Source organism: Rhodococcus ruber, assembly GCF_016804345.1.
Classification (GTDB): Bacteria; Actinomycetota; Actinomycetes; order Mycobacteriales; family Mycobacteriaceae; genus Rhodococcus; species Rhodococcus ruber.
The window spans coordinates 3,956,591-3,980,083 of record NZ_CP044211.1 but is presented as its reverse complement, the minus strand read 5'-3'; the positions used below and the strand labels follow the sequence as shown (position 1 = coordinate 3,980,083).

The following is a 23,493-nucleotide window of genomic DNA, read 5'->3' as shown; positions in this document are numbered from 1 at the left end:
TTTCCGCCCGTGCCAGACTGAGCGGGTGACGAGCGATGCGGACAGGGCGATCGAGGCTGCGTCGGACGGCCTGATCGCCCTGTCGCATTCGATCCATGCCGAGCCGGAACTGGCCTTCGACGAACACCGCAGCGCCGCGAAGATCGTGGACCTGCTGCGCAGCGGCGGATTCGAGGTCCGCACCGGGATCGCCGATCTGCCCACCGCATTCGACGCCCGGTTCGGCAGCGGAGACCTCGTGGTCGGCCTCTGCGCCGAATACGACGCGCTGCCCGGCATCGGGCACGCGTGCGGGCACAACATCATTGCTGCTGCCGCCGCCGGCGCGGGCCTGGGACTGGCCGCCGTCGCCGACGCGCTCGGCGTCACCGTCCGCGTCATCGGCACACCCGCCGAGGAGACCGGCGGCGGCAAGGTGCTCATGCTCGAACGCGGGGTGTTCGACGACGTCGGCATGGCCCTGATGGTGCACCCGGGTCCGTTCGACATCACCGGGGCGACGTCGCTGGCCCTCGCGGACATCGCGGTCAGCTACACCGGCCGCGAGGCGCACGCCTCCGCGGCTCCCGAGTACGGCCGCAACGCCGCCGATGCGGCGACCGTCGCGCAGGTCGCCGTCGGCCTGCTGCGGCAGCACCTGCTGCCCGGTCAGCAGATCCACGGGATCGTCAGCGACGGCGGCACCGCCCCGAACATCGTGCCCGCGCACACGGAACTGCTGTACTACCTGCGGGCGGCGACCGCGGAGTCCCTCGCCGACCTGTCCGAGCGCGCCGGCAGCTGCTTCGCCGCCGGGGCCCTCGCCGCCGGCTGCACGCACGAGATCCGCACCGTGTCGCCGACCTATACGGAACTGACTCCCGACCCGTGGCTGGTCCGGGCTTATCGTGAGGAGATCATCGGTCTCGGGCGCACGCCGCTGCCCGTCGAGGAGGAAGGATCGCGCCCGCTGGGCAGCACGGACATGGGAAACGTGACGAACGTGGTGCCGGGTATCCACCCGGTGATCGGTCTCGACTCCGGTGGCGCGGTGACTCACCAGGCGGCGTTCGCCGACGCGTGCGTCACCGCCTCGGCGGACCTCGCCGTCCTCGACGGCGCCCGCGCGCTGGCCGCGACGGCGGCCCGGGCGGCGGCCGATCCCACGCAACGTGCGCGGCTGCTCGAGAACGTGGCACGCCGATGAACCCGTACATCGAGAAGTGGCTGGGCGAGCACACCGACGACCTGTCGGGGTGGCGCCGGCACATCCACGCCAATCCCGAACTGGCCCGCCAGGAGTACGCGACCACCGAGTTCGTCGGGAGCACGCTCGCGGCCGCCGGGCTCGAACCGAAGGTGCTGCCGCGCGGCACGGGCCTGATCTGCGATCTCGGTCCCGACGGGCCGCGGATAGCCCTGCGCGCCGACATGGACGCGCTGCCCATGCAGGAGATGACGGGCCTGCCGTTCGCCTCCACCGTGCCGGGTGTGGCGCACGCCTGCGGGCACGACGCCCACACGACCGTGCTCCTCGGCGCGGCGCTGGCGTTGAACTCGGTGCCCGAGCTGCCGGTGGGGGTGCGGCTGATCTTCCAGCCCGCCGAGGAGGTGATGCCCGGCGGCGCGCTCGACGTGGTGGCCGCCGGCGCGCTCGAAGGCGTGGCCCGGATCTTCGCGCTGCACTGCGATCCCAGGCTCGAGGCCGGCAAGGTGGGGGTGCGGGTCGGGGCGATCACCTCGGCCGCCGACACGGTCGAGCTGGTTCTCGACTCGCCGGGAGGGCACACCTCCCGCCCGCACCTGACCGGCGATCTGGTGTACGGACTCGGCACCGTGATCACCGGGCTGCCCGGCATGCTCAGCCGGCGCATCGACCCCCGTACGAGCACGGTGATGGTGTGGGGCGCGGTCGCGGCGGGCAAGGCCGCGAATGCGATTCCCCGCACCGGCATGCTGACCGGCACCGTCCGCACCGGCGACCACGAGACGTGGGAACTGCTCGAACCGATGGTGCGGGAGATCGTGCACGGCCTGCTCGCGCCCACGGGACTGAGCTACGAGCTGGACTACCGGCGCGGGGTGCCGCCCGTCGTCAACGACGAGGTGTCGGCCCGGATGGTCGAGGACGCGGTGCGGGCGATCGACCCGGACGCGCTGGCGGACACCCCGCAGTCCGGCGGCGGGGAGGACTTCTCCTGGTACCTCGAGCAGGTTCCGGGTGCGATGGCCCGGCTGGGTGTGTGGCGGGGGAGCGGGCCGAAGCTCGACATCCACCAGCCCGATTTCGACCTCGACGAGCGCGCCCTGGCGGTCGGCGTACGGGTGATGACGAACCTGGTCCTGGGATCAGGTTAGGCTTGCACAACCTGTACATCGCCTGTGAGCCGTCGCTCACGCCAGGAGGTCCGGAATGCAGTTTCGACGCAGAGCCGTCGCAGTAGTGTCGGCCGGGGTACTCGCCGCCGCGTTGGCCGCGTGCGGCAGCGACTCGGGTGGGTCCGAGGGCGACTCCACCGGCGCGCTCACCCTGTACTCCGGGCGCAGCGAGAACCTGGTCGCCCCGCTGATCGACCAGCTCGAGGGCACGCTCGGCTTCGAGGTCGACGTCGTCTACGGCAGCACCCCGGAGATCACCGGGAAGCTGGTGGAGGAGGGTGACTCCTCGCCCGCCGACGTGGTGTTCACCCAGGACGCGGGTGCCCTCGGCCTGCTCGACCAGGCGGGGCTGCTCGAGACGCTGCCGGCCTCGGTGACCGACCTGGTTCCCGCCGACTACCGCGCTGCCGACGGCACCTGGGTGGCGACCTCCGCACGTGCCCGCGTACTCGTCTACAACGACGAGAAGGTGCAGCCGCAGGACCTGCCCACCGGCATCGACGGTCTGCTGGACCCGAAGTGGAAGGGCCAGATCGGCTTCGCCCCGACCAACGCGTCGTTCCAGGCGTTCGTCACCGGGCTGCGCGTCGCCCGCGGCGAGGACGGCGCCCGCGCCTGGCTCGAGGCCTTCAAGGCCAACGAGCCGGTGGCGTTCGAGGGCAACGGCCCGCTGATGGAGGGGGTCGACGCCGGCCAGGTCACCCTCGGTCTGACCAACCACTACTACTGGTACGGACTCGCGGACGAGCGCGGTGCCGAGAACCTGAACGTGCAGGTGTACTACTTCCAGGCCGGTGATCCGGGCGCACTGGTGAACATCGCCGGGGCGGGCGTCGTGCGGACCACCGACCAGAAGGAACAGGCGGAGCAGTTCGTTGCCGCGCTGCTCTCGCCCGAGGCACAGACCTACTTCGCCGACGAGACGTCCGAGTATCCGGTCGTCGAGGGTGTCGAGACGAAGGATCAGCTGCGTCCGCTGTCCGAGATCGGTAATGCCGACATCGAACTCGCCGAACTCGCCTCGCTCGAGCAGACCCAGGCGTTGCTGCAGGAGTTGGGATTCATCTGATCCAGCTCGCCTCGCTCCGTCCCACCCGGCGCAGCCGGCCCGTTCTCACGCTGGCCGCGCTGGGTGTCTCGGTCTTCGCACTCGCCCCCGTGGCGCACCTGGTCATGCGCGCGTTCGCCGACGGCCCCGACCGGGTGTGGTCGCTGGTGTTCCGGCAGCGCACCCTCGATCTGGTGTGGCGCAGCGGCATTCTCGCGCTCACCGTCACCGTGGCCTGCCTCGTCGTCGGCGTCACCGCCGCATGGCTCACGGCACGCACCGACCTGCCCGGCCGGCGGTGGTTCGCCCTCGCGCTGAGCGTTCCCCTCGCCATCCCGTCGTACGTGTCCGGGTTCGTGTACATCGCCCAGTTCCCCGGACTCGCGGGCTTCGCGGGTGCTGCGCTGGTCCTGACCGCGGCGAGCTTCCCGTACGTGTACCTGCCGGTGTCCGCCGCGCTGGCCTCGGTCGACCCGGGGCTCGAGGAGGTGGCGCGCACCCTCGGCCGGTCCCGGCTGCGCACCACGCTCACCGTCACCCTGCGACAGGTGTGGCCCACCGCGGCGGCCGGCGGCCTGCTGGTGGCGCTGTACACCCTCAGCGACTTCGGTGCCGTCGCGCTGATGCGGTACGAAGCGTTCACCCTCGCCATCTACGGCAGCTACCGGGGGTTGCTCGACCGCACCCCCGCGGCGGTGTTCGGCCTGGTGCTCGTCGTGCTCGCCGTCGCGCTGACCGTCTCCGAACGCCGGGTGCGCCGGGGGGCGACCGCGCGCATCGGCTCCGGCGCCCCACGGCCCGCCGCGCCCGTGCCGCTGGGCCGGCAGCGGTGGACGGCCCTGGCGTTCCTCGCCGTCGTGCTGACGGTCGGCGTCGGCGTGCCGCTCGCCGGACTCGCGCGCTGGCTGTGGTTCTCGCAGCAGGCCGCGATCGACTGGGCGGGGATCTGGACGGCGACGACGTACACCCTGTGGGTGGCGGCCCTCGGTGCGCTGCTGACCACGGCGCTGGCCCTGCCGGTCGGCATCCTGGCGGCGCGTTCGACCTCGCCGGTCTCGCGGTTCACCGAGAGCGCCGCCTACGTCGGATTCGCGCTGCCCGGCATCACCGTGGGCCTGGCCCTGGTCTTCTTCGGGATCCGACTGCTGCCGCAGTGGTACCAGCACACCCCGATGCTCGTGATGGGCTACGCGGTGTTGTTCCTGCCGCTCGCCGTCGGCTCGATCCGCGCGGCGGTCGCCTCGATTCCGCTCGGCCTCGAGGACGCGTCCGCGACCCTCGGCAGCGGACGGATGCGGACCGGCATCCGGGTGATGATCCCGCTGGCCGCGCCCGGAGTCGTCGCGGGGACGGCACTGGCGTTCCTCACCATCGCGAAGGAACTGCCGGCGACGTTGTTGCTCCTGCCGATCGGGGAGGACACCCTGGCGTCACGGATGTGGAAGTACACCGAGACCCTCGAGTACGGGTCGGCGGCCCCGTACGCGGCGATCCTGGTGCTCGTCGCCGCGCTGCCGTCCCTGGTGCTGGGCCGGTTGCTGCGCGGCCGGGTCGATGCGGAAAGTGGCGGTGAGGAATGAGCGGGCTCTGTCTCGAGGGCGTCTGCGCCCGGTACGGGCGGACGGAGGTCGTCAGCGACGTCTCGCTGACGGTGGAACGAGGCGCGCTGCTGGCCGTGCTCGGGCCCTCGGGCGGGGGCAAGACCACCCTGCTGCGGGTGGTCGCGGGTCTGCACCCGGCGAGCGCGGGACGCGTCGTCGCGGACGGGCGCGACCTCACGGCGCTGCCGCCGGAACGCCGGGGGGTGGGACTGGTCCCGCAGGAGGGCGCTCTCTTCCCGCACCTGAGCGTCGCACGCAACGTCGGCTACGGGCTCGTGCAGCCGACGTGGCGGTCGATGGTGCGGCAGCAGGCCGTGCGGCAGCGCCGCGTGGAGGAACTGCTGGAACTGGTCGGCCTGGCCGGCACCGGTCAGCGCAAGCCTTCCCAGCTGTCCGGCGGTCAGCAGCAGCGGATCGCGCTGGCCCGGGCGCTCGCGCCCAATCCGGCCGTCGTCCTGCTCGACGAGCCGTTCAGCGCTCTCGACGCCGGGCTGCGGTCCAGCCTGCGCACCGAGGTCCGCACCCTGCTGCGGGACCAGGAGGTCGCCTCCGTGCTCGTCACCCACGACCAGGCCGAGGCCCTGGCCATCGCGGACACGGTCGCGGTGATGCTCGGCGGGCGTGTCGCCCAGGTGGGCACGCCGGAGGAGGTCTACCGGTGGCCCGCGACGCTCGAGGTGGGCGCCTTCGTCGGGGATTCGGTCGTGCTCGACGCCGATGCGGCCGGCGACCGCGCGCACACGGTGATCGGTGCGGTTCCCCTCGCGACCCCGGCCCACGGCAAGGGCCACGTGCTCGTACGCCCGGAACAGGTGCAGGTCGCCGCGGCCGACGAACCGTCGAAGTTCACCGTGCTCGACGTCGCCTTCGGGGGCGCACTGACGGAGGTGCGGGTGACCGGGGCCGGGCAGACGATCCGGGCGCACCGGGCCGCGTCGCACGACGTGCAGGCCGGGGATCCGGTGACGCTGCGGGTCGGCGTCCCGGTGCCGTTCTACCCGGCTCGGCCGGCCGAGGCCGAGAAGACGGCCTAGAAGCTGTCGGGCCGGCCGGGCCCGACGTTGCGGCTGTTGCGGGTGCGCAGATCCCGCACATAGTCGGCGGGGGCTCCGGCGATCTCGGCGGCGTCGGCCATCACGCCCAGGTAGCGCGCCGACGGCAGGCCGCCCTCGTACGCGTCGAGGACGTACAGCCAGGCGAGCACGGGCCCGTCGTCGGTGTCCACCCGCAACCGGATCTTGCGGTGGATGCCGAGTTCGGAGCCCTCCCAGCGGTCGAGGCTGCGTTCGTCCTCGTCGGGCACGTCGTAGAGCACGACGAACACCTTCGAGTCGGGATCCTCGACGACGGTGGCGAGCGCGCCCTCCCAGCCGATGTCGCCGCCGCTGAAGGTCAGCCGCCAGCCGTGGAGCCAGCCGGTTCCGGCCATCGGCGAATGCGGGCAGCGCTGCAGCATCTGCTCGGGATGCATGTTGGAGCCGTAGGCGGCGTAGATCGGCACGGGGTACAGGCTAATGGCTGACCGTCCGGCGCAGGACACGGGGCGCCGGCCGCTTCGTGGCGGCGTCCGCGTGCGCGGGACGGTGCCCGTGACATAGCGTGTCTGCGGACGTTCGGCAACCCCGGCGCCCGCACACACCGGACCGAGGACCATCTCGGAATCGATACAGAGGAGAACAATGACCCGGATCGTGATCATCGGCGGCGGCCCCGCGGGCTACGAAGCGGCGCTGGTGGCGGCCCAGTACGGCGCGGCCGTGTCACTGATCGATTCGGACGGGATCGGCGGCGCCTGCGTGCTCTTCGACTGCGTACCGTCCAAGACGTTCATCGCGTCCACGGGCATCCGCACCGACATGCGCCGGGCTGCCGACCTCGGCGTGCGGCTCGAGAGCGCCGGGGTGGCGCTGCCCGAGGTCAACACCCGTGTCAAGAGCCTCGCCCGGGCGCAGTCCGCGGACATCCGCACCAAGCTCGAGGCGGCCGGCGTGCAGCTGCTCAGCGGCCGCGGCGAGCTCATCGACACCCAGGTCGGAATGGCGGCGCACCAGGTGCGCGCCGACCTCTTCACGGGCGAGGAGCGGATCCTCGATGCCGACGTCGTGCTCATCGCGACCGGCGCGAGCCCGCGGGTGCTGCCCGGCGCGGAGCCGGACGGTGACCGCATCCTCAACTGGCGTCAGCTCTACGACCTCGACGCGCTGCCCGAACACCTCGTGGTCGTCGGCTCCGGTGTCACCGGCGCCGAGTTCGTCTCCGCCTATACGGAGGTCGGCGTCCAGGTGACGCTCGTCTCGAGCCGCGACCGGGTGCTGCCGCACGAGGACGAGGACGCCGCCCTCGTGCTCGAGGACGCCTTCGCCGAGCGGGGCGTGAACCTGGTCAAGCACGCCCGTGCCGACGCCGTCGAGCGCACCGGGGACGGGATCCGGGTCAAGCTGGCCGACGGCCGCATCGTCGAGGGCAGCCATGCGCTGATGACGGTGGGCTCGGTGCCGAACACCGCCGGCCTCGGCCTGGAGAAGGTCGGCCTGCAACTCGACCGGGGCGGCTACATCCAGGTCGACCGGGTCTCGCGCACGTCCGTCTCGGGGATCTACGCCGCCGGCGACTGCACCGGGCTGCTGCCGCTGGCATCGGTGGCCGCGATGCAGGGCCGCATCGCGATGTACCACGCCCTCGGCGAGGGGGTCAGCCCGATCCGGCTCAAGACCGTCGCCTCCGCGGTGTTCACCCGGCCCGAGATCGCCACGGTCGGCGTGAGCCAGGCCGCGATCGACAAGGGTGAGGTCCCGGCCCGCACCGTGATGTTGCCGCTGCACACCAATCCCCGCGCGAAGATGGCGGGGCTGCGCCGTGGTTTCGTGAAGATCTTCTGCCGTCCCGCCACCGGCGTCGTGATCGGTGGCGTGGTGGTCGCCCCCACCGCCTCGGAGCTGATCCTGCCCATCGCGATCGCGGTGCAGAACAATCTCAGCGTCGACGACCTCGCCCACACCTTCTCGGTCTATCCGTCGCTGACCGGGTCGATCACCGAGGCGGCGCGTCAGCTGATGCGGCACGACGATCATCTGGACTGAGCGGGATGGTCGGCGTCGACGTTCTTGACTCTCTCGCTGGGGGAGGGTCGACGGTGGAGGCATGCGAACGAACAGCATCTTCCCCGTGGTCCCCGCTCACGACGTCGCCCGCAGCCGCGACTTCTATGCCGGGCTGCTCGGTCTGCGTGTGGTTTTCGACAGCGGCTGGTATGTCCAGTTGCAGGCGGCGACCGACGAGACCGTGCAGCTCGGTCTCGTGGCACGCGGCCACGAGACGATTCCCCGAGCCCATCTCTCCGCTCCCGCCGGCGTGCTGATCTCGGTGGAGGTCGACGACGTGGACGCCGTGTATGCGCGCGCCGGCGACCTCGCACTCCCGGTCGCGTCGGACCTGCGCGACGAGGACTTCGGGCAGCGGCACTTCATGACCGTCGATCCCGACGGCCTGCTCGTCGACGTGATCACGGTGATCCCGTACGCGCCGGAGGTTGCCGGAAGCGGGGCGGTGGTGACCGGGTGAGCCCGGCCGACGGCTGGCTGAGCATCGGCGAGTTCGCGCGGATGTCGCGGCTGAGCGTCAGGACGCTGCGCCACTACGACCGCGAACGGCTGCTCGCTCCAGGCCGGGTCGATCCGCGTACCGGATACCGGTACTACTCGCGGGAGCAACTCGCCTCGGCTCTGCGCATCGCGGTGTTGCGCCGAGCCGAGGTGTCCGTCCCCGCGATCCGTCTCCTCCTGCAGGACCCCGGACACACCGAGGCCGTCCTCGCCGCGGAGCGGGAACGGATCGAGCGCGAGGCCGACCGTAAGCGCCGCGCGCTCGCCCTCGTCGCGTCGCTCGCCGAGGCCGAAGCCGGCGGACTCTCCGTGCGCCGGCACCGGGTCGAGGATCGAACGGTCTTGTGGCGCAGTGGGGAATCGACCGCCGAATCTCTCGATTCGGATGTGACGAATCTCGTGACGGCGCTGCTGACCGAGGCGTCGAGCGCCGGGCTGCCCACCGACGCGCCGGTGGTGGGGCAGTACCCGGCCACCCTCGACGGCGTGGTGCAGTTCGGCGTCGGTCTCGAGTTGCGGTCCCCGCCCGGACGTGCGGAAACTGCCACGACGACGCTGCCGGGCGGGGCGTTCGCGGGCGTGGACTTCGTCGGTCCGGTCGCGCTGCTCCCGGTCGCCTACCACGCACTGTTCGGGTGGCTCGACGAGCGCGGTCTCGCGGCCGAGGGGCCGTTCCGGGAGTACTACCTCGCCGACCCGCGCGACGTCGCTCCCGATGCGATGCGTACGCGGGTGCTGCACCCCGTCCCCGGTGACCACGTTCCGGGATGAGGGGTCCCCGAGGCCGGCGCGCCGAGGCTCCCGCGCCGGCCTCGCCCCACCGGATCGACCGACTCAGGCCCAGCCGTAGGTCCGTTCGACCGCCCGGTTCCACTCGGCGTAGAGCCGTTCCCGCTCGGCGGCGTCCATCTTCGGTTCCCAGGTGCGGCCGGCCGCCCAGTTGTGGCGGATGTCGTCCTCACCCTCCCAGAAGCCGACCGCCAGGCCCGCCGCGTACGCCGCGCCGAGCGCGGTGGTCTCGGAGACCACGGGGCGGACCACGGGGGCGCCGAGGATGTCCGACTGGAACTGCATCAGGGTCTCGTTGACGACCATCCCGCCGTCCACCTTCAGCGTGTGCAGTTCGACACCGGAGTCGGCGTGCATCGCCTCGATGACCTCACGGGTCTGGTAGGCGGTCGCCTCGAGTGCGGCCCGCGCCAGGTGCCCCCGGTTGACGAAGCGGGTGAGACCGGCGATCACCCCGCGCGCATCGGGTCGCCATCGCGGTGCGAACAGTCCCGAGAACGCCGGTACGAAGTAGGCACCGCCGTTGTCGGGGACGGTCGCGGCGAGGTCCTCGATCTCCGCGGCCGTGCGGACGAGCCCCAGATTGTCGCGCATCCACTGCACGAGCGAGCCCGTGACGGCGATCGAACCCTCGAGGGCGTACACCGCCGGGGCGTCGCCGACGCGGTAGCAGACGGTGGTCAGCAGCCCGTGCTCGCTGCGCACCGGCGTCGTCCCGGTGTTGAGAAGCAGGAAGTTGCCGGTCCCGTAGGTGTTCTTGGCCTCACCCGGCGACAGGCATGCCTGGCCGAACGTCGCGGCCTGCTGGTCTCCGAGGATGCCGGCCACCGGGACGCCGGCCAGCGGTCCGCGGTCGCGGGCGTATCCGTAGATCTCGGACGAACTCCGGATCTCCGGCAGCATCGACATCGGAATGCCGAAATCCGCACAGATGTCCGGATCCCATTGCAGCGTCTCGAGATTCATGAGCATCGTGCGCGAGGCGTTGGTGACGTCGGTGAGGTGCACCCCCGGCTGCCGGTTGCCCGCGCCGGTGCCGCCGGTGAGATTCCACAGGATCCAGCTGTCCACCGTCCCGAACGCGAGTTCGCCGGCCTCCGCCTGCTCCCGGGCGCCCTCGACGTTGTCGAGGATCCACCGCACCTTCGGGCCCGCGAAGTACGTCGACAGCGGCAGGCCCGTGGCGTCGCGATACCGGTCCACGCCCGCGTCCCCGGCGAGCTGCTCGACGAGGCGATCGGTGCGGGTGTCCTGCCACACGATCGCGTTGTGGACGGGCCGGCCCGTGGAGCGTTCCCACACCACCGTGGTCTCACGCTGGTTGGTGATCCCGATCGCGGCGATGTCGGCGCGCGTGAGATCCGCCTTCGCCAGGGCCAGGGCGGCGACCTCGCGAGTGTTGATCCACAGTGTTTCCGGATCGTGTTCCACCCAGCCGGCGCGGGGAAGGATCTGTTCGTGCTCGGTCTGGGCCCAGGCCACGATGCGACCGTCGTGGTCGAAGATGATGCAGCGACTCGACGTGGTCCCCTGATCGATCGCGGCGATGTATCGGGTCACGGCAACCTCTCCGGGCGTGTGGTTCGGGACGGCAGTCTGCGGACGAACCTACTACCCTGAGTGCGGAAACGTCGGCGACTCACGGGAGCAATGCGGTGACCAACCAACCAGGCGTCCAGGTCCTCGGGCCGCAACAGCGCCGTGACGCATGGCGACGACTCGGCTCGGAGCACTTCGACGTGGTGGTCGTCGGCGGCGGTGTCGTCGGCGCCGGCGCCGCCCTGGACGCCGCCACCCGCGGGCTGCGGGTCGCACTGGTGGAGGCGCGGGACTTCGCCTCGGGCACGTCGAGCCGCTCGTCGAAGATGTTCCACGGCGGGCTGCGCTATCTCGAGCAGCTCGAGTTCGGCCTCGTCCGTGAGGCGCTGCGCGAGCGCGAACTGTCGCTGTCGACGCTGGCCCCGCATCTGGTCAAGCCGCTGAAGTTCCTCTTCCCCCTCACCCACCGCGGGTGGGAGCGCCCGTACGTCGCTGCGGGCATCTTCCTCTACGACCGGATGGGCGGCGCCAAATCCGTGCCCGCGCAGAAGCATCTGACCCGGTCCGGCGCGCTGCGCATGGCACCCGGGCTCAAACGCAACTCGCTCGTGGGCGGGATCCGGTACTACGACACCGTCGTCGACGACGCCCGCCACACCATGACGGTGGCTCGCACCGCCGCCCACTACGGCGCCGTCGTACGCACGTCGACCCAGGTGGTCGGGTTCCTGCGCGAGGCCGACCGGGTCTCCGGTGTACGGGTGCGCGACTCGGAGGACGGCTCGGTCACCGAGGTGAGGGCGCACGTGGTGATCAACGCCACGGGGGTGTGGACCGACGAGATCCAGGCCCTGTCCCGGCAGCGCGGCCGGTTCCGGGTGCGCGCCTCGAAAGGCGTGCACATCGTGGTGCCGCGCGACCGGATCGTCAGCGACTCGGCGATCATCCTGCGCACCGAGAAGTCCGTGCTGTTCGTGATCCCGTGGGGCAGCCACTGGATCATCGGCACCACCGACACCGACTGGAATCTCGACCTCGCCCACCCCGCCGCGACGAAGGCCGACATCGACTACATCCTCGACCACGTGAACCGGGTCCTGGTCGTCCCGCTCACCCACGGCGACATCGACGGCGTGTACGCGGGACTGCGGCCGTTGCTGGCGGGGGAGAGCGACGAGACGTCGAAGCTCTCGCGCGAGCACGCCGTCGCCCGGGTCGCGCCCGGTCTCGTCGCGATCGCCGGCGGCAAGTACACCACCTACCGGGTGATGGCCGAGGATGCCGTCGACCTGGCGGCCGAGGACATCCCCGCCCGCATCGCCCCGTCCATCACCGAACGGGTGCCGCTGGCGGGGGCCGACGGCTACTTCGCGCTCGTGAACCAGACGATGCAGCTCGCCGAGCGGTACGGCCTGCATCCGTACCGGATCAAGCATCTGCTCGACCGGTACGGGTCGCTGATCGACGAGGTGCTCGAGGCGGCGGCCGACCGTCCCGAGTTGCTCGAACCGCTCACCGACGCCCCCCAGTACCTGCAGGTGGAGGTCGTGTACGCGGCGGCCGCGGAGGGCGCGCTGCACCTCGAGGACATCCTCGCGCGCCGCACCCGCATCTCCATCGAGTACCCGCACCGCGGCGTGCACTGCGCCGAGCAGACCGCCCGCCTGGTGGCACCCGTCCTGGGCTGGGACGCCGCGACGGTGGAGCAGGAGATCGCGACCTACCGGGCGAGGGTCGACGCCGAGATCGAATCGCAGAGCCGGCCCGACGACGAGTCCGCCGACGCGCTGCGGGCGGCTGCCCCGGAGGCGCGCGCGGAGATCCTCGAACCGGTGCCCACCGGCGCCTGAGACGCCCTCGGCGCGACGGCGGCCCGGCCGTCGAGGACGCCGACGTCGGTGGGTCGACGTGTCAGTGGGTCAGGACGACCTTGACGAGCACCACGGTCGCGGCCACCGTGGTGAGCGCGACGGCACTGACCAGCGAGGTCCGGCCCGGCCGCTCCCCCTTGAGGCGACCGATGACGAAGACGATCCCCCCGATCCGTGCCAGCACGGCGACCTCGGCGAGCAACTGGGCGGTGCGCGGTTCGAGCCAACCCAGCCAGCCGATTCCCAGGATCACGCACGGCAGCACCGCCGAACTCAGGATCGGCACGGAGTTGCGCAGTTCGGCGAGCTTCTCCGCCCGGGTCAACGGGGTGCCCTGGCGCACGGTGTGCCCGACCGCCTCGGCGAACACGTGGGCGACGAACGTCGACAGTGCCGTGCCGAGCACGATCGCGATGCCGACGTACTTCGGCCCGGTGACGATCGGCACGAGGGCCGCGAGCACCAGCACGTTGCCGTAGATGTAGGCGCTGATGCGACTGGCGGCGTTGCCGCGGTCGAGCGGCATGCGCCGGGAGAACAACGGGCCGTGCAGGAGTGCGTTGGCATCGGAGTCCATGCCGACCAGGGTGACAGACCGGGGAGCGTACCGAGACGGCAACCGCGTGCATCCGTCGCGGCCGGCCCGGCGCGTAGGATCCGACGTCGCAGACGGTCGACGACGGGATCGCGGTGGTGGAGAGGGTGCGACGGCGCTGGGGCGGCACCGACATGGCGGAACGCCGGCGGGCACGCCGCGACGCGCTGCTGTCGGCGGGCATCGATCTGCTCGGCGCGCCCGACGGACCGGCGGTCAACGTACGCGCCGTGTGCCGGGCGGCCGGACTGACCGAACGGTACTTCTACGAGAGCTTCGACGACCGGGACGCGTTCGTGCGCGCCGTGTATGCGGCGGTCGGGGAACACGTGCGCGCAGTGCTGGAGGGCGCGGTCGGCACGGTCCCGCAGCCGCGGGACGTTCCCGGGGCGGCGGTCCGGGCCTTCGTCGAGCTGATCGTGGACCGCCCGGCCGTGGGCCGGGTGCTGCTGCTCGGCCCGCTGCGGGAACCGGCCCTCGGCGGGCAGGGCCTCGATCTCGCTCCCGCATTCGTGACGCTCGTCCGGCAGCAGCTCACCGCGATCGCCGACCGCGACGAGCGGCACCTGGTGGCCGTGGGGTTGGTCGGGGCACTGACGAGCCTGTTCATCGGCTACCTGGACGGCACCGTCACGGTGGCGCCGGAGCGGTTGGTGCGGCACTGTGTGAGCCTGCTGGTCCAGGCCGGAGGTGTACGGCCCCGGCCGGAGGGGTATCCGCACCACGACAGCACGCTCGACGAAAGGAGGGGCATCATGCCCAGGTCGTCGATCAAGGACGAGAAGCTCTATCAGGAACTACGTGACGACGGCGCCTCCAAGGAGAAGGCCGCCCGAATCTCGAACGCGGCCGCGAATCGTGGCCGTTCCTCCGTCGGGCACAAGGGCGGCAAGTCGGGGTCCTACGAGGATTGGACGGTCGACGAGTTGAAGAAGAGGGCGAAGGAACTCGGGATGTCGGGTTACTCGTCCAAGCGCAAGAGCGAGCTCATCGACGCTCTGCGCAACCACTGAGGCGCAACCACTGAGGCGCAACCACTGAGGCGCAACCACTGAGGCGCAACCACTGAGCCGACCGCGCGGTCGCCGCGCCGGCTCGGCCGGCGGAGCGGGGGCGACTCACCCGTCCTCGCTCCGCGGCTGACAGTGCGGGCACCAGTCGATCTTGCGGTCCGGGTCCCCGGCCGACCCCAGCATCCCGGTGCGGATCACCGTGCCGCACCGGCGGCACGGCTTGCCCGCGCGCCCGTACACCCATGTGCCCCGGCCGGGCCGGCGGTCGCCGGTGGTGATCCGGCTGACACGGTCCCGATTGAACATCAGCAGCCGGTGCGCCAGATCGACCCAGGCGGCCGGATCTCCCGCGTCCGCAACCGGAGTCGCCGGGTGTACGCCCCGCAGGAAGCACAGTTCGCACCGGTACACGTTGCCCACCCCGGCCATCACCCGTTGATCGAGCAGCGCCAGACCGACGGGGCGGCCCGGGTCGCGCGCCAGGTTCGCCGCCGCGACGGCCGGGTCCCAGTCCGGCCCGAGCAGATCCGGGCCCAGGTGTCCCACGGCCTCCGCCTCGCGGTCGCGGTCCAGGACCTCGACGGTGCCGAGATCGAAGCCGACGGCCTCGGCGTCCGCGACCGCCAGCACGATCCTCGCGTGGTATCCCTGACGGCGCCAGCGCGTCCCGGGTGGGTGGACGTCCCACACTCCCTCCATCTTCAGGTGGGTGTGGACGGTGTGTGCACCGGCGCGGATCAGCAGGTGCTTGCCGCGCGCGAGCACCTCCTCGACCACGGTGCCGGTGAGGTCGACCGTCGCGTACCGGGGCACGCGGATATCGCAGCGCGTCAACGGCTTTCCCGCCAGTGCGCCGCGCAGGAGAGTGGCCGCCCGGAAGACGGTGTCGCCCTCGGGCATCAGGCCCTCAACCGGAAGCCGCGCGGGGTGGCCGAGAAGCCGGCCTCGGCGAGGAACTCGGCGAACGAGTGGCCGTGGATGGAACTGCCGTCGACCTTCTCGACGACGAGAGTGTCCAGGCCCCCGCCCTTGACCGTCCCGGCCAGCGACGTGCACGCGCCGCGGAGAGTTCCCGGGTCGTCGCTGAACGTCAGCACCGTGCGGCCGCCGCGTTCGACGAACAGTCCCAGTTCGCCGTCGACGAGTACGACGAGTCCGCCGGCCTTGCGGCCGGGACGGTGCCGCGGCGAGTCCTCGGGGGCGGCCGACTTGGGCCACGGCAGGGCCGCACCGTACGGATTCGCCGGGTCGCAGGCGGCCAGGGTCACCGCCGGGGTGTCGGTGTGGCGGCCCTCGAGCGATTCGCCGTAGGACCGCAACCGGTCCACGACCTCCGGCGTCGAGAACTGGGCACCGCCGAGCGTGTCGACGAAGTAGCCGCGCCGGCACCGACCGGTCTCCTCGAACCGGCTCAGCACCTTGTACATCAACGCGAAGCCGCCCGGCACGCCCTCAGCGACGACCGCGCCGCGGGTGACCACGCCGTAGCGCTCGAGCAGCAGGTCCGCGGTGGCGTGGGTGCGCACCGTCGGGTCGGTTTCCCGTTCGGGCAGCAGCGACCACCGGCCGCCGACCGTCGGGGGCCCGCTTCGGCTCGGCAGTGCCGGACGTCCGCGGTACATCCGGGCGCGCGGGGCCCGCCGGGGCGTGCGATGCGCGGGGGTGGCGCGTGAGGTGTCGCCGACGAGGGCGCGCAACGCGGCCGGCGCGTCGCCCGAGACGAGTCCGGCCCACACGAGATCCCAGAGAGCCGAGGAGGTTTCCGCGTCCGTGGTGCCCAGGGCGTCGGTGAGCTGGCGGAAGAAGTACGCCCCGCCGCCCGCGAGCGTGTCCAGGATGCCGTGATGGACGTCGGTCCTGTCGATCTCGGCTGCCGGTGCGAGGGTCAGCGGAGCAGTGTCGGCCAGGTGCAGCGAGACCCAGCCGTCCTTGCCGGAGATCTGCCCCGAGCCGGCCCACACGACTTCGCCCGTCGTGGTGAGTTCGTCGAGCATCGTCGGGGAGTAGTCCCGCACCCGGGGGGCGAGGATCAGCGGCTCGAGTGCGCTCGCCGGCACCGGCACCCCGGCCAGCTGCTCGACGACCGTGGCCACTCCGTCCACTCCGCGCAGGCCGCCGCCCACGTGCTGCCACGCCGGCAGGAACCGGCCGAGGGTGGCGGTCCCGACGGGTTCGACCTCCTGTCGTGCCGCAGCGAGCGACCGTCGGCGCAGCCGCCGCAGTACCTCGGTGTCGCACCACTCCGCGCCCGTCGCGCCGGGGCGGAACTCTCCTGCGCTGACCCGTTTCTCGGCAGCCAGCCGATGCAGCACGTCCTGCACCACCGCGGTGCCGAGTCCGAATCCGGCCGCCGCCTCCGCCGCGGTGAACGGGCCGTGGGTGCGGGCGTACCGGCCGATCAGGTCGCCCAGCGGATCGGGCACCGGCTCGACGAACGCCGTCGGCACGCCGATCGGCAACGGGACCCCGAGGGCGTCCCGGAGACGTGAGGCGTCCTCGATGGCCGACCACCGCTCCCGGCCGGCGAAGGACACCTTCAGCACCCGGCGCTGTGCGTCGAGTTCGTCGAGCCAGGCGGCCGGATCGGCGGTGGTGCGCTCGGCGATTTCGGCGTCGGTGAGGGGGCCGAGCAACCGGAGCAGGTCCGCGACACCCTCGGCGTCGCGGGCTCTGCGGTCGGGGGCGAGGTGCTGCAGCTCGAGCTCGGCCCGGGCGATGACGTCGGCGTCGAGCAACTCGCGCAGCTCCACCCGGCCGAGCAGTTCGGCGAGCAGGGTCGAGTCCAGGGACAGGGCCGCGGCGCGCCGCTCGGCCAGGGGACTGTCGCCTTCGTACATGAACGCGCCGACGTAGTCGAACAGCAGCGAGGTCGCGAACGGCGACGCGGTGGCCGTCTCGACCTCCACGATCCGGACCTGCCGCCGGGCGACACGGCCGAGCAGGTTCCGCAGCGCAGGCAGGTCGTAGACGTCCTGGAGGCATTCCCGCACCGTCTCGAGCAGGATCGGGAAGGTGGGGTAGCGACGCGCCACGTCGAGCAGCTGGGCCGACCGCTGACGCTGCTGCCACAGCGGCGCCCGCTTGCCGGGATTGCGGCGGGGCAGCAGCAATGCGCGCGCCGCGCACTCCCGGAAGCGGGACGCGAACAGTGCCGAGCCGCCGACCTGCTCGGTGACGAGGTCCTCGATCTCGTCGGTGTCGAAGGCGAAGACCTCCGCCCCGGGCGGGGCGTCCTCGGTGTCCGGGAGCCGGACGATGATGCCGTCGTCCGACGCCGTGGGTGCGGCCTCGACGCCGTACCGGTCGAGCAGTCGCGCGCCCACGGCGAGTGCCCACGGTGCATGCACCCGCATCCCGTACGGGGAGTGCAGCACCAGGCGCCAGTCGCCGAGTTCGTCGCGGAATCGCTCGACCACCAGGGTGCGGTCGGTGGGCAGCTGCCCGGTGGCGGTGCGCTGCTCCTCGAGCAGCCGGGTCAGGTTCGCGGTCGCGTTGTCGTCCAGGCCGCCGCGACGGCACCGGGCGGCGGCGTCCTCCGGATCGGCGTGCCCGAGTTCGCGCACGAACGCCCCCAGGGCGGCGCCGAGTTCGGCCGGGCGGCCGACCCCGTCGCCGTGCCAGAACGGCAACCGGCCGGGCTGTCCGTAGGCGGGGGAGACCAGCACCCGGTCGAAGGTGATCTCCTCGATGCGCCAGCTCGTCGCGCCGAGCGCGAACACGTCGCCCACCCGGGACTCGTACACCATCTCCTCGTCGAGTTCCCCGACGCGCGTGGCCTTCTCGCCGACCATGTACACGGTGAACAGGCCGCGGTCGGGGATCGTGCCGCCCGAGGTGACGGCCAGCCGCTGCGCGCCGGGCCGGCCGGTGAGAGTGCCGGCGGTGCGATCCCACACCACCCGGGGCCGCAGCTCGGCGAACTCGTCCGACGGATAGCGCCCGGCCAGCAGGTCCAGCGTCGACTCGTACGCCGAGCGCGGCAGCGTCGCGAAGGACCCGCTGCGCCGAACCGTGTCGAACCACTCGTCCACGTCGACCGGCTCGAGCGCGACCGCGGCGACGGTCTGCTGTGCGAGCACGTCCAACGGGTTGGCCGGGACCTGCAGAGCCTCGATGTGCCCGCCCACCATCCGTTCGACCGTGACCGCGCAGTGCACCAGGTCGGTGCGGTGCTTGGGGAACAGCACCCCGCGGGAGACCTCGCCGACCTGATGGCCCGCCCGTCCGACGCGCTGCAGGCCGCTCGCCACCGACGGGGGCGCCGAGACCTGGATCACCAGGTCGACCGCGCCCATGTCGATGCCGAGTTCGAGGCTCGAGGTCGCGACGACGCAGCGCAGCCGCCCGGATTTGAGGTCGTCCTCGATCAGGGCCCGCTGGTCCTTGCTCACCGAGCCGTGGTGGGCCCGCGCCAGCAGCGGTTGTGCGCCGAACGCGACCTCGGTGGGCGCCCCGAGCTGCGCCGGGGGCCGCGGCCGGTGGTCCACCGCCTCGCCCTCGCGTTCGGCGTGGATCTCGTTGAGCCGGGCCGTCAACCGCTCGGCGAGGCGGCGGGAGTTGGCGAACACGATGGTGGAACGGTGCGCGACGATGAGGTCGACGATCTGCTCCTCGACGTGCGGCCAGATCGACCCGGCCTGCGGGACCGCGGGCATCCCGTCGTCCGACAGTTCCGGCTGTACGCCCAGTTCGGTCATGTCCTCGACGGGCACCCGCACCGTCAGATCCCACGTCTTGGCCGACGGCGGGGCGACGATGCGGATCGGCGCCGCCCCGGCGAGGAACCGGCCCACCTCCTCGTGCGGGCGCACCGTCGCCGAAAGGCCGATCCGCTGCGCGGGCCGCCCGAGCAGCACGTCGAGCCGTTCGAGCGAAAGCGCAAGGTGGGAGCCGCGTTTCGTGCCGGCGACGGCGTGCACCTCGTCGACGATGACGGTCTCCACCCCGGCGAGCGTCTCGCGCGCCGCGGAGGTGAGCATGAGGAACAGGGACTCGGGGGTGGTGATGAGGATGTCCGGCGGGGTGCGGATCAGGGCGCGCCGGTCGGTCGCCGACGTGTCGCCCGAACGCACGCCGACGGTGATCTCCGGCGGCTCGAGGCCGAGCCGGCGCGCGGTCTGGGTGATGCCGACCAGCGGCGAGCGCAGGTTCCGTTCCACGTCCACCGCGAGGGCCTTGAGCGGGGAGACGTAGAGCACCCGCGTGCCGGGGTGCCCGGCCGGGGTGGCCGCGAGGCGGTCGAGCGACCACAGGAACGCCGAGAGCGTCTTGCCCGACCCGGTCGGGGCCACCACCAGGGTGTGCGCGCCGGTCGAGATCGACTCCCAGGCCCCGAGCTGCGCGGCGGTCGGGGCCTCGAACGCGCCCGCGAACCACTGCCGGGTGGGCTCGGAGAATCGGCTCAGGACATCGGTCACCGTTCCATGGTGCACCGCCGGTACGACACCGCGGGCACCTCGCGGGCTCCGGACCCGGGTACCCGGCGTCAGTCGGCCAGCGCGAACCGCGCCAGCTGGGCGCAGTGGTGCGACGCCCAGCGGCACCTGCCGGTACGCATCACGCGGCCGACGAGTGCGGCAGCGGCCGGCTCCCACGGCACCGCGGAGAACTGCGCACGGCTGGCCGGCTCGCCGGACCAGCCGATCGACACGATGGGTCCGTCGAGCCGGAACCGCAGCTCCGAATGCGTTGCCGCGAGCACTTCCACGCTCGTGCCGGCCGTCGCCTCGAGGTCGTCGACGGCGACGCTGACCCGTCCGCCGAGCCGGCGTGCCTGCGCGGCCGGAGCCTCGACGTACAACCCCGCGGCCTCGATCGCGCCGACGTGCACGCTCACGAGCGGTTCGGTGGAGCCGTCGCGCGGCGGCAGGCACACCACCGACCAGTACTCGCGTTCACTCATCCGCGGGTTGGGTATCGCGGCGCGGACGTAGTCGCGCAGCCACGTCGTCGCCGCGGTGAACTCCGGGTACTGCTCGAACGTCCGGTAGCGGGTGTCGCGCAGCGGCAGACCCGCCGGGGACAAGGGCGTACGGGCGTTCACTGGATCTGGTCCTCGTGCACGCCGTCACCGTACTCGATCTTGTTTCAGAGGATGACGCCCGGATTGAGAATCGAGTCCGGGTCGAGTGCCGCCTTGATCCGCCGGGTCAGGTCCATCACGTCGGGACCCACCTGATCCGGCAACCACGCCTTCTTCAGCCGGCCCACCCCGTGCTCGCCGGTGATGGTGCCGCCCAGCGCGATCGCCAGGTCCATGATCTGCCCGAACGCCAGGTGCGCCCGCGCCGTCTGGTCGGCGTCGGTGGGGTCGTACACGATCAGCGGATGGGTGTTGCCGTCCCCGGCGTGCGCGATCACCGCCACCGTCACCGCATTGCGCTCGGCGATCTCGGCGACGCCCGCGACGAGTGCCGGCAGTGCCGGCAGGGGAACGCCGACATCCTCGAGCAGCAGGCTGCCGGTCCGTTCGACCGCCGGGATGGCCATCCGCCGCGCCGCCGCGAACGCCTCGCCCTCCTCGGGGTCGTCGGTCGAGAACACCTCGTCGGCGCCGGCGTCCTCGCACGCCTTCACCATCGTCGCGATCTCCTGCGCCGACGCCGTACCGGGCGCGTCGGACCGGGCGATGAGCATCGCCTCGGTGGTGCGGTCCAGCCCCATGTGCAGCGCGTCCTCGACCGCGTTGATCGAGGCACGGTCCATGAACTCGAGCATCGCCGGGCGCAACGTCGCCGTGACGGCCAGCACCGCGTCGGCCGCGGCCTGGACCGAGCCGAACGTGGCGACCATCGTCGACGCCGGCGGCTGCGGCGGGAGGAGCCGCAGCGTCACCTCGGTGATGACGCCGAGGGTGCCCTCGCTGCCGACGAACAGCTTGGTCAGCGACAGCCCCGCCACGTCCTTGACGCGCGGTCCGCCGAGCCGCACCGCGGTGCCGTCGGCGAGCACCACCTCGAGTCCGAGCACGTAGTCCGTGGTGACGCCGTACTTCACGCAGCACAGCCCACCGGCGTTGGTCGCCGCGTTGCCCCCGATGGTGCACATCTCGAACGACGACGGGTCGGGCGGATACCACAGCCCGTGCTCGGCCGCGGCCCGCTTGACCTCGGCGTTGAGCAGTCCCGGCTGGACGACCGCCGTGCGGGTGACCGGGTCCACGGCGACCGCCCGCATCCGCTCGGTGCTCAGCACGATCCCGCCCGGGACGCCGCCCGCCCCGCCGGACAGGCTGGTGCCCGCGCCACGCGGCACCACCGGCACCCGGTGCGTGCTCGCCCACCTCAGTGTGGCCTGCACGTCCGCCGTGCGGGTGGCCCGCACGACCGCGCGCGGCACCGCCGCGTCCGGGTCGCGGGCCCAGTCCTGCCGGTACCCGGCGAGCAGGTCCGGATCGGTGATCAGCGCGCCGTCCGGGAGCTGGTCGGCGAGTTCGGCGAGATCGGCGGGCACGGTCAGCCTGCCGGGGTGAGGTAGCGGGCACGCAGCTTGTGCTTGACGAGTTTGCCGGTGGGCGTGCGCGGCAGGTCGTCGGAGAAGTCGATGCTGCGCGGCGCCTTGAAGTGGGAGACGCGCTCGCGGACGAAGTCGAGGAGCTCGCGCTCGACCTCGGGCCCGGGCTCGACGCCGTCGGCGAGCTGGACGACGGCCTTGACCTCCTCGCCCATCTCCTCGTTGGGGACCCCGATCACGGCGACGTCGTACACCTTGGGATGCAGGGTGAGCACGTTCTCCGACTCCTGCGGATAGATGTTCACGCCGCCGGAGATGATGGTGAACGCCGCCCTGTCGGTGAGGTACAGGTAGCGCTCCTCGTCGAGGTATCCGATGTCGCCGCTCGTGGTCCACGTCGGATGGTCGGGATGGGTGGCCTGGCGGGTCTTCTCGGGATCGTTGTGGTACCGGAACGGATGCTCGTCCCGTTCCCACCACACGGTGCCGACCGCGCCGGTGGGTAGTTCGCGGCCCTCGTCGTCGCAGATGTGGACGATTCCCATGACCCCGTCGCGCCCGACCGACCCGGGATGCGCGAGCGCCTGCTGCGAGTCGATGAACGTGGCGCCGGCACCCTCGGTGGAGGCGTAGTACTCGTACACGACCGGACCCCACCACTCGATCATCGCGCGCTTGATCTCCGGCGGGCACGGTGCCGCCGCATGGATGGCGACCTTCAGGCTCGACACGTCGTACCTGCCGCGCACCTCCTCGGGAAGCTTGAGCATCCGCACGAACATCGTCGGGACCCACTGGCTGTGCGTGACCCGGTATCGGTCGATCAGGGCGAGTGCCTCCTCGGGCTCGAACCGGTCCATGAGGATCACGGTGCCCCCGACCGACTGGATGGTGCCGCAGAAGCGAAGGGGGGCAGCATGATAGAGGGGAGCGGGGCACAGGTAGACGGTGTCGGCGTCGAATCCGTACATCGGCGCGAACACCGCCGTGTAGGGATCCGGGACGTCCTGCACCTGGCCCTCGGGCAACTTCGGCTCGATGCCCTTGGGCCGTCCGGTCGTTCCGGACGAGTACAGCATGTCCTGGCCACGCGGCTGCGACTCGAGGGGTGAGGTGTCGAACGCCGCGAGTGCCTCGGAGTAGTCGTCGAAGCCGGGCAGCACACCGCCGTACACGAGCCGTCGGTGCACGTTCGGGTAGGCCTCGGTGCCGGTGTCGATCGCGGTGGCCGCACCGGCCGAGGCGACGAGCACCTTCGCACCGCAGTCGTTCACCACGTACGCGGCCTCGGACGGGGTCAGATGCCAGTTCACCACCGTGAGGTACAGGCCGGACCGCAGCGCCGCCCAGTAGACCTCCATGACCCGCAGGTCGTTGTCGGAGATCAGCGCGATGTGATCGCCCGGCTCGAGGCCCGCGGCGCGCAGGTACTTCGCGAGGCGGACGGAGTTCTCGTCGAGCTGCCGGTAGGTGAGCGACTCGCCGGTGGCGGGCCGCACGATAGCGGGCTTGTCGGGCGTCGTGGCGACGAAGTTCCCAGGAAACATGTTCCCTGGTCTACCACAGCTGTGGCCCGGGTCACGTGAGTCGCGCGCCCGCGGTGCCGTCGCTCGACCGGACCGCCC

18 protein-coding genes and 1 pseudogene are annotated in these 23,493 nt (G+C 71.9%); 11 read left to right on the top strand and 8 right to left on the bottom strand.

Annotated features, from left to right (window positions below):
- Positions 1 to 25: 25 nt before the first annotated feature.
- The 5 genes from F1734_RS18420 to F1734_RS18400 all read left to right on the top strand — a co-directional run bounded on the left by F1734_RS18420 (position 26) and on the right by F1734_RS18400 (position 6,041).
- On the top strand, positions 26 to 1,186 hold the full coding sequence (locus tag F1734_RS18420; RefSeq protein WP_010594814.1) for a M20 family metallopeptidase: 1,161 nt from the start codon (positions 26 to 28) through the stop codon (positions 1,184 to 1,186).
- The gene (locus F1734_RS18415) at positions 1,183 to 2,337 is read left to right on the top strand and encodes a M20 family metallopeptidase (protein WP_010594813.1); all 1,155 of its coding nucleotides are present in this window, start codon (positions 1,183 to 1,185) and stop codon (positions 2,335 to 2,337) included. Before F1734_RS18420 ends, F1734_RS18415 begins: the two co-directional genes overlap by 4 nt.
- 55 nt (positions 2,338 to 2,392) lie before the next feature.
- The gene (locus tag F1734_RS18410) at positions 2,393 to 3,427 is read left to right on the top strand and encodes an iron ABC transporter substrate-binding protein (RefSeq protein WP_026137503.1); all 1,035 of its coding nucleotides are present in this window, start codon (positions 2,393 to 2,395) and stop codon (positions 3,425 to 3,427) included.
- A 104-nt stretch (positions 3,428 to 3,531) separates the two neighbouring features.
- Positions 3,532 to 4,986, top strand: coding sequence for an ABC transporter permease (locus F1734_RS18405; protein WP_052455296.1), 1,455 nt, complete (start codon positions 3,532 to 3,534; stop codon positions 4,984 to 4,986).
- Positions 4,983 to 6,041: an ABC transporter ATP-binding protein gene (locus tag F1734_RS18400; protein ID WP_040272432.1), complete on the top strand. Its 1,059-nt coding sequence runs from the start codon at positions 4,983 to 4,985 to the stop codon at positions 6,039 to 6,041. The genes F1734_RS18405 and F1734_RS18400 overlap by 4 nt, the downstream gene beginning before the upstream one ends.
- Here the strand turns inward: F1734_RS18400 and F1734_RS18395 are convergent.
- A complete protein-coding gene (locus F1734_RS18395) occupies positions 6,038 to 6,508 on the bottom strand; it encodes a gamma-glutamylcyclotransferase family protein (protein ID WP_006939627.1) in 471 nt (156 codons plus the stop codon). The two genes, F1734_RS18400 and F1734_RS18395, sit on opposite strands and share 4 nt — an antisense overlap.
- A gap of 178 nt (positions 6,509 to 6,686) precedes the next feature.
- Here F1734_RS18395 and F1734_RS18390 point away from each other — a divergent pair, with 178 nt between their 5' ends.
- The 3 genes from F1734_RS18390 to F1734_RS18380 all read left to right on the top strand — a co-directional run bounded on the left by F1734_RS18390 (position 6,687) and on the right by F1734_RS18380 (position 9,380).
- Positions 6,687 to 8,087, top strand: a complete 1,401-nt coding sequence (locus tag F1734_RS18390; RefSeq protein WP_010594809.1) for an NAD(P)H-quinone dehydrogenase — start codon at positions 6,687 to 6,689, stop codon at positions 8,085 to 8,087.
- 61 nt (positions 8,088 to 8,148) lie between these two features.
- The gene (locus tag F1734_RS18385; protein ID WP_010594808.1) at positions 8,149 to 8,568 is read left to right on the top strand and encodes a VOC family protein; all 420 of its coding nucleotides are present in this window, start codon (positions 8,149 to 8,151) and stop codon (positions 8,566 to 8,568) included.
- A complete protein-coding gene (locus tag F1734_RS18380) occupies positions 8,565 to 9,380 on the top strand; it encodes a MerR family transcriptional regulator (RefSeq protein WP_010594807.1) in 816 nt (271 codons plus the stop codon). The genes F1734_RS18385 and F1734_RS18380 overlap by 4 nt, the downstream gene beginning before the upstream one ends.
- A 63-nt stretch (positions 9,381 to 9,443) precedes the next feature.
- Here F1734_RS18380 and glpK read toward each other — a convergent pair whose 3' ends face one another.
- Positions 9,444 to 10,958: a glycerol kinase GlpK gene (glpK, locus tag F1734_RS18375; protein ID WP_010594806.1), complete on the bottom strand. Its 1,515-nt coding sequence runs from the start codon at positions 10,956 to 10,958 to the stop codon at positions 9,444 to 9,446.
- Between the two features lie 95 nt (positions 10,959 to 11,053).
- Between glpK and glpD the strand changes: the two genes are divergently transcribed.
- Positions 11,054 to 12,787 (top strand): glycerol-3-phosphate dehydrogenase, encoded by a 1,734-nt coding sequence (gene glpD, locus F1734_RS18370; RefSeq protein WP_010594805.1) that lies wholly within the window; start codon positions 11,054 to 11,056, stop codon positions 12,785 to 12,787.
- A 61-nt stretch (positions 12,788 to 12,848) separates the two neighbouring features.
- On the opposite strand, the gene F1734_RS18365 is transcribed toward glpD, so the two are convergent.
- Positions 12,849 to 13,385: a hypothetical protein gene (locus F1734_RS18365; protein WP_010594804.1), complete on the bottom strand. Its 537-nt coding sequence runs from the start codon at positions 13,383 to 13,385 to the stop codon at positions 12,849 to 12,851.
- Between the two features lie 152 nt (positions 13,386 to 13,537).
- On the opposite strand from F1734_RS18365, the pseudogene F1734_RS18360 reads away from it, so the two are divergent.
- Positions 13,538 to 14,089 (top strand): annotated as a pseudogene (locus tag F1734_RS18360) (TetR/AcrR family transcriptional regulator); the annotation flags it as partial.
- Between the two features lie 69 nt (positions 14,090 to 14,158).
- Positions 14,159 to 14,416, top strand: a complete 258-nt coding sequence (locus tag F1734_RS18355) for a DUF7218 family protein (protein WP_003935700.1) — start codon at positions 14,159 to 14,161, stop codon at positions 14,414 to 14,416.
- A 105-nt stretch (positions 14,417 to 14,521) separates the two neighbouring features.
- Here F1734_RS18355 and F1734_RS18350 read toward each other — a convergent pair whose 3' ends face one another.
- The 5 genes from F1734_RS18350 to F1734_RS18330 form a co-directional block, all read right to left on the bottom strand.
- Positions 14,522 to 15,316, bottom strand: a complete 795-nt coding sequence (locus tag F1734_RS18350) for a DNA-formamidopyrimidine glycosylase family protein (protein ID WP_010594803.1) — start codon at positions 15,314 to 15,316, stop codon at positions 14,522 to 14,524.
- Entirely contained in the window at positions 15,316 to 19,833 is a 4,518-nt protein-coding gene (locus F1734_RS18345; RefSeq protein WP_010594802.1) for an ATP-dependent helicase, read from the bottom strand. Before F1734_RS18345 ends, F1734_RS18350 begins: the two co-directional genes overlap by 1 nt.
- A 68-nt stretch (positions 19,834 to 19,901) precedes the next feature.
- Positions 19,902 to 20,459 carry a hypothetical protein gene (locus tag F1734_RS18340; RefSeq protein ID WP_102031301.1) on the bottom strand — a complete coding sequence of 186 codons (558 nt, stop codon included), beginning with the start codon at positions 20,457 to 20,459 and terminating at the stop codon, positions 19,902 to 19,904.
- A gap of 44 nt (positions 20,460 to 20,503) precedes the next feature.
- Positions 20,504 to 21,874 (bottom strand): FAD-binding oxidoreductase, encoded by a 1,371-nt coding sequence (locus tag F1734_RS18335; RefSeq protein WP_203011893.1) that lies wholly within the window; start codon positions 21,872 to 21,874, stop codon positions 20,504 to 20,506.
- Complete coding sequence (locus tag F1734_RS18330) at positions 21,871 to 23,415, bottom strand: AMP-binding protein (RefSeq protein ID WP_064066484.1); 1,545 nt, start codon at positions 23,413 to 23,415, stop codon at positions 21,871 to 21,873. The genes F1734_RS18335 and F1734_RS18330 overlap by 4 nt, the downstream gene beginning before the upstream one ends.
- Positions 23,416 to 23,493 lie beyond the last annotated feature (78 nt).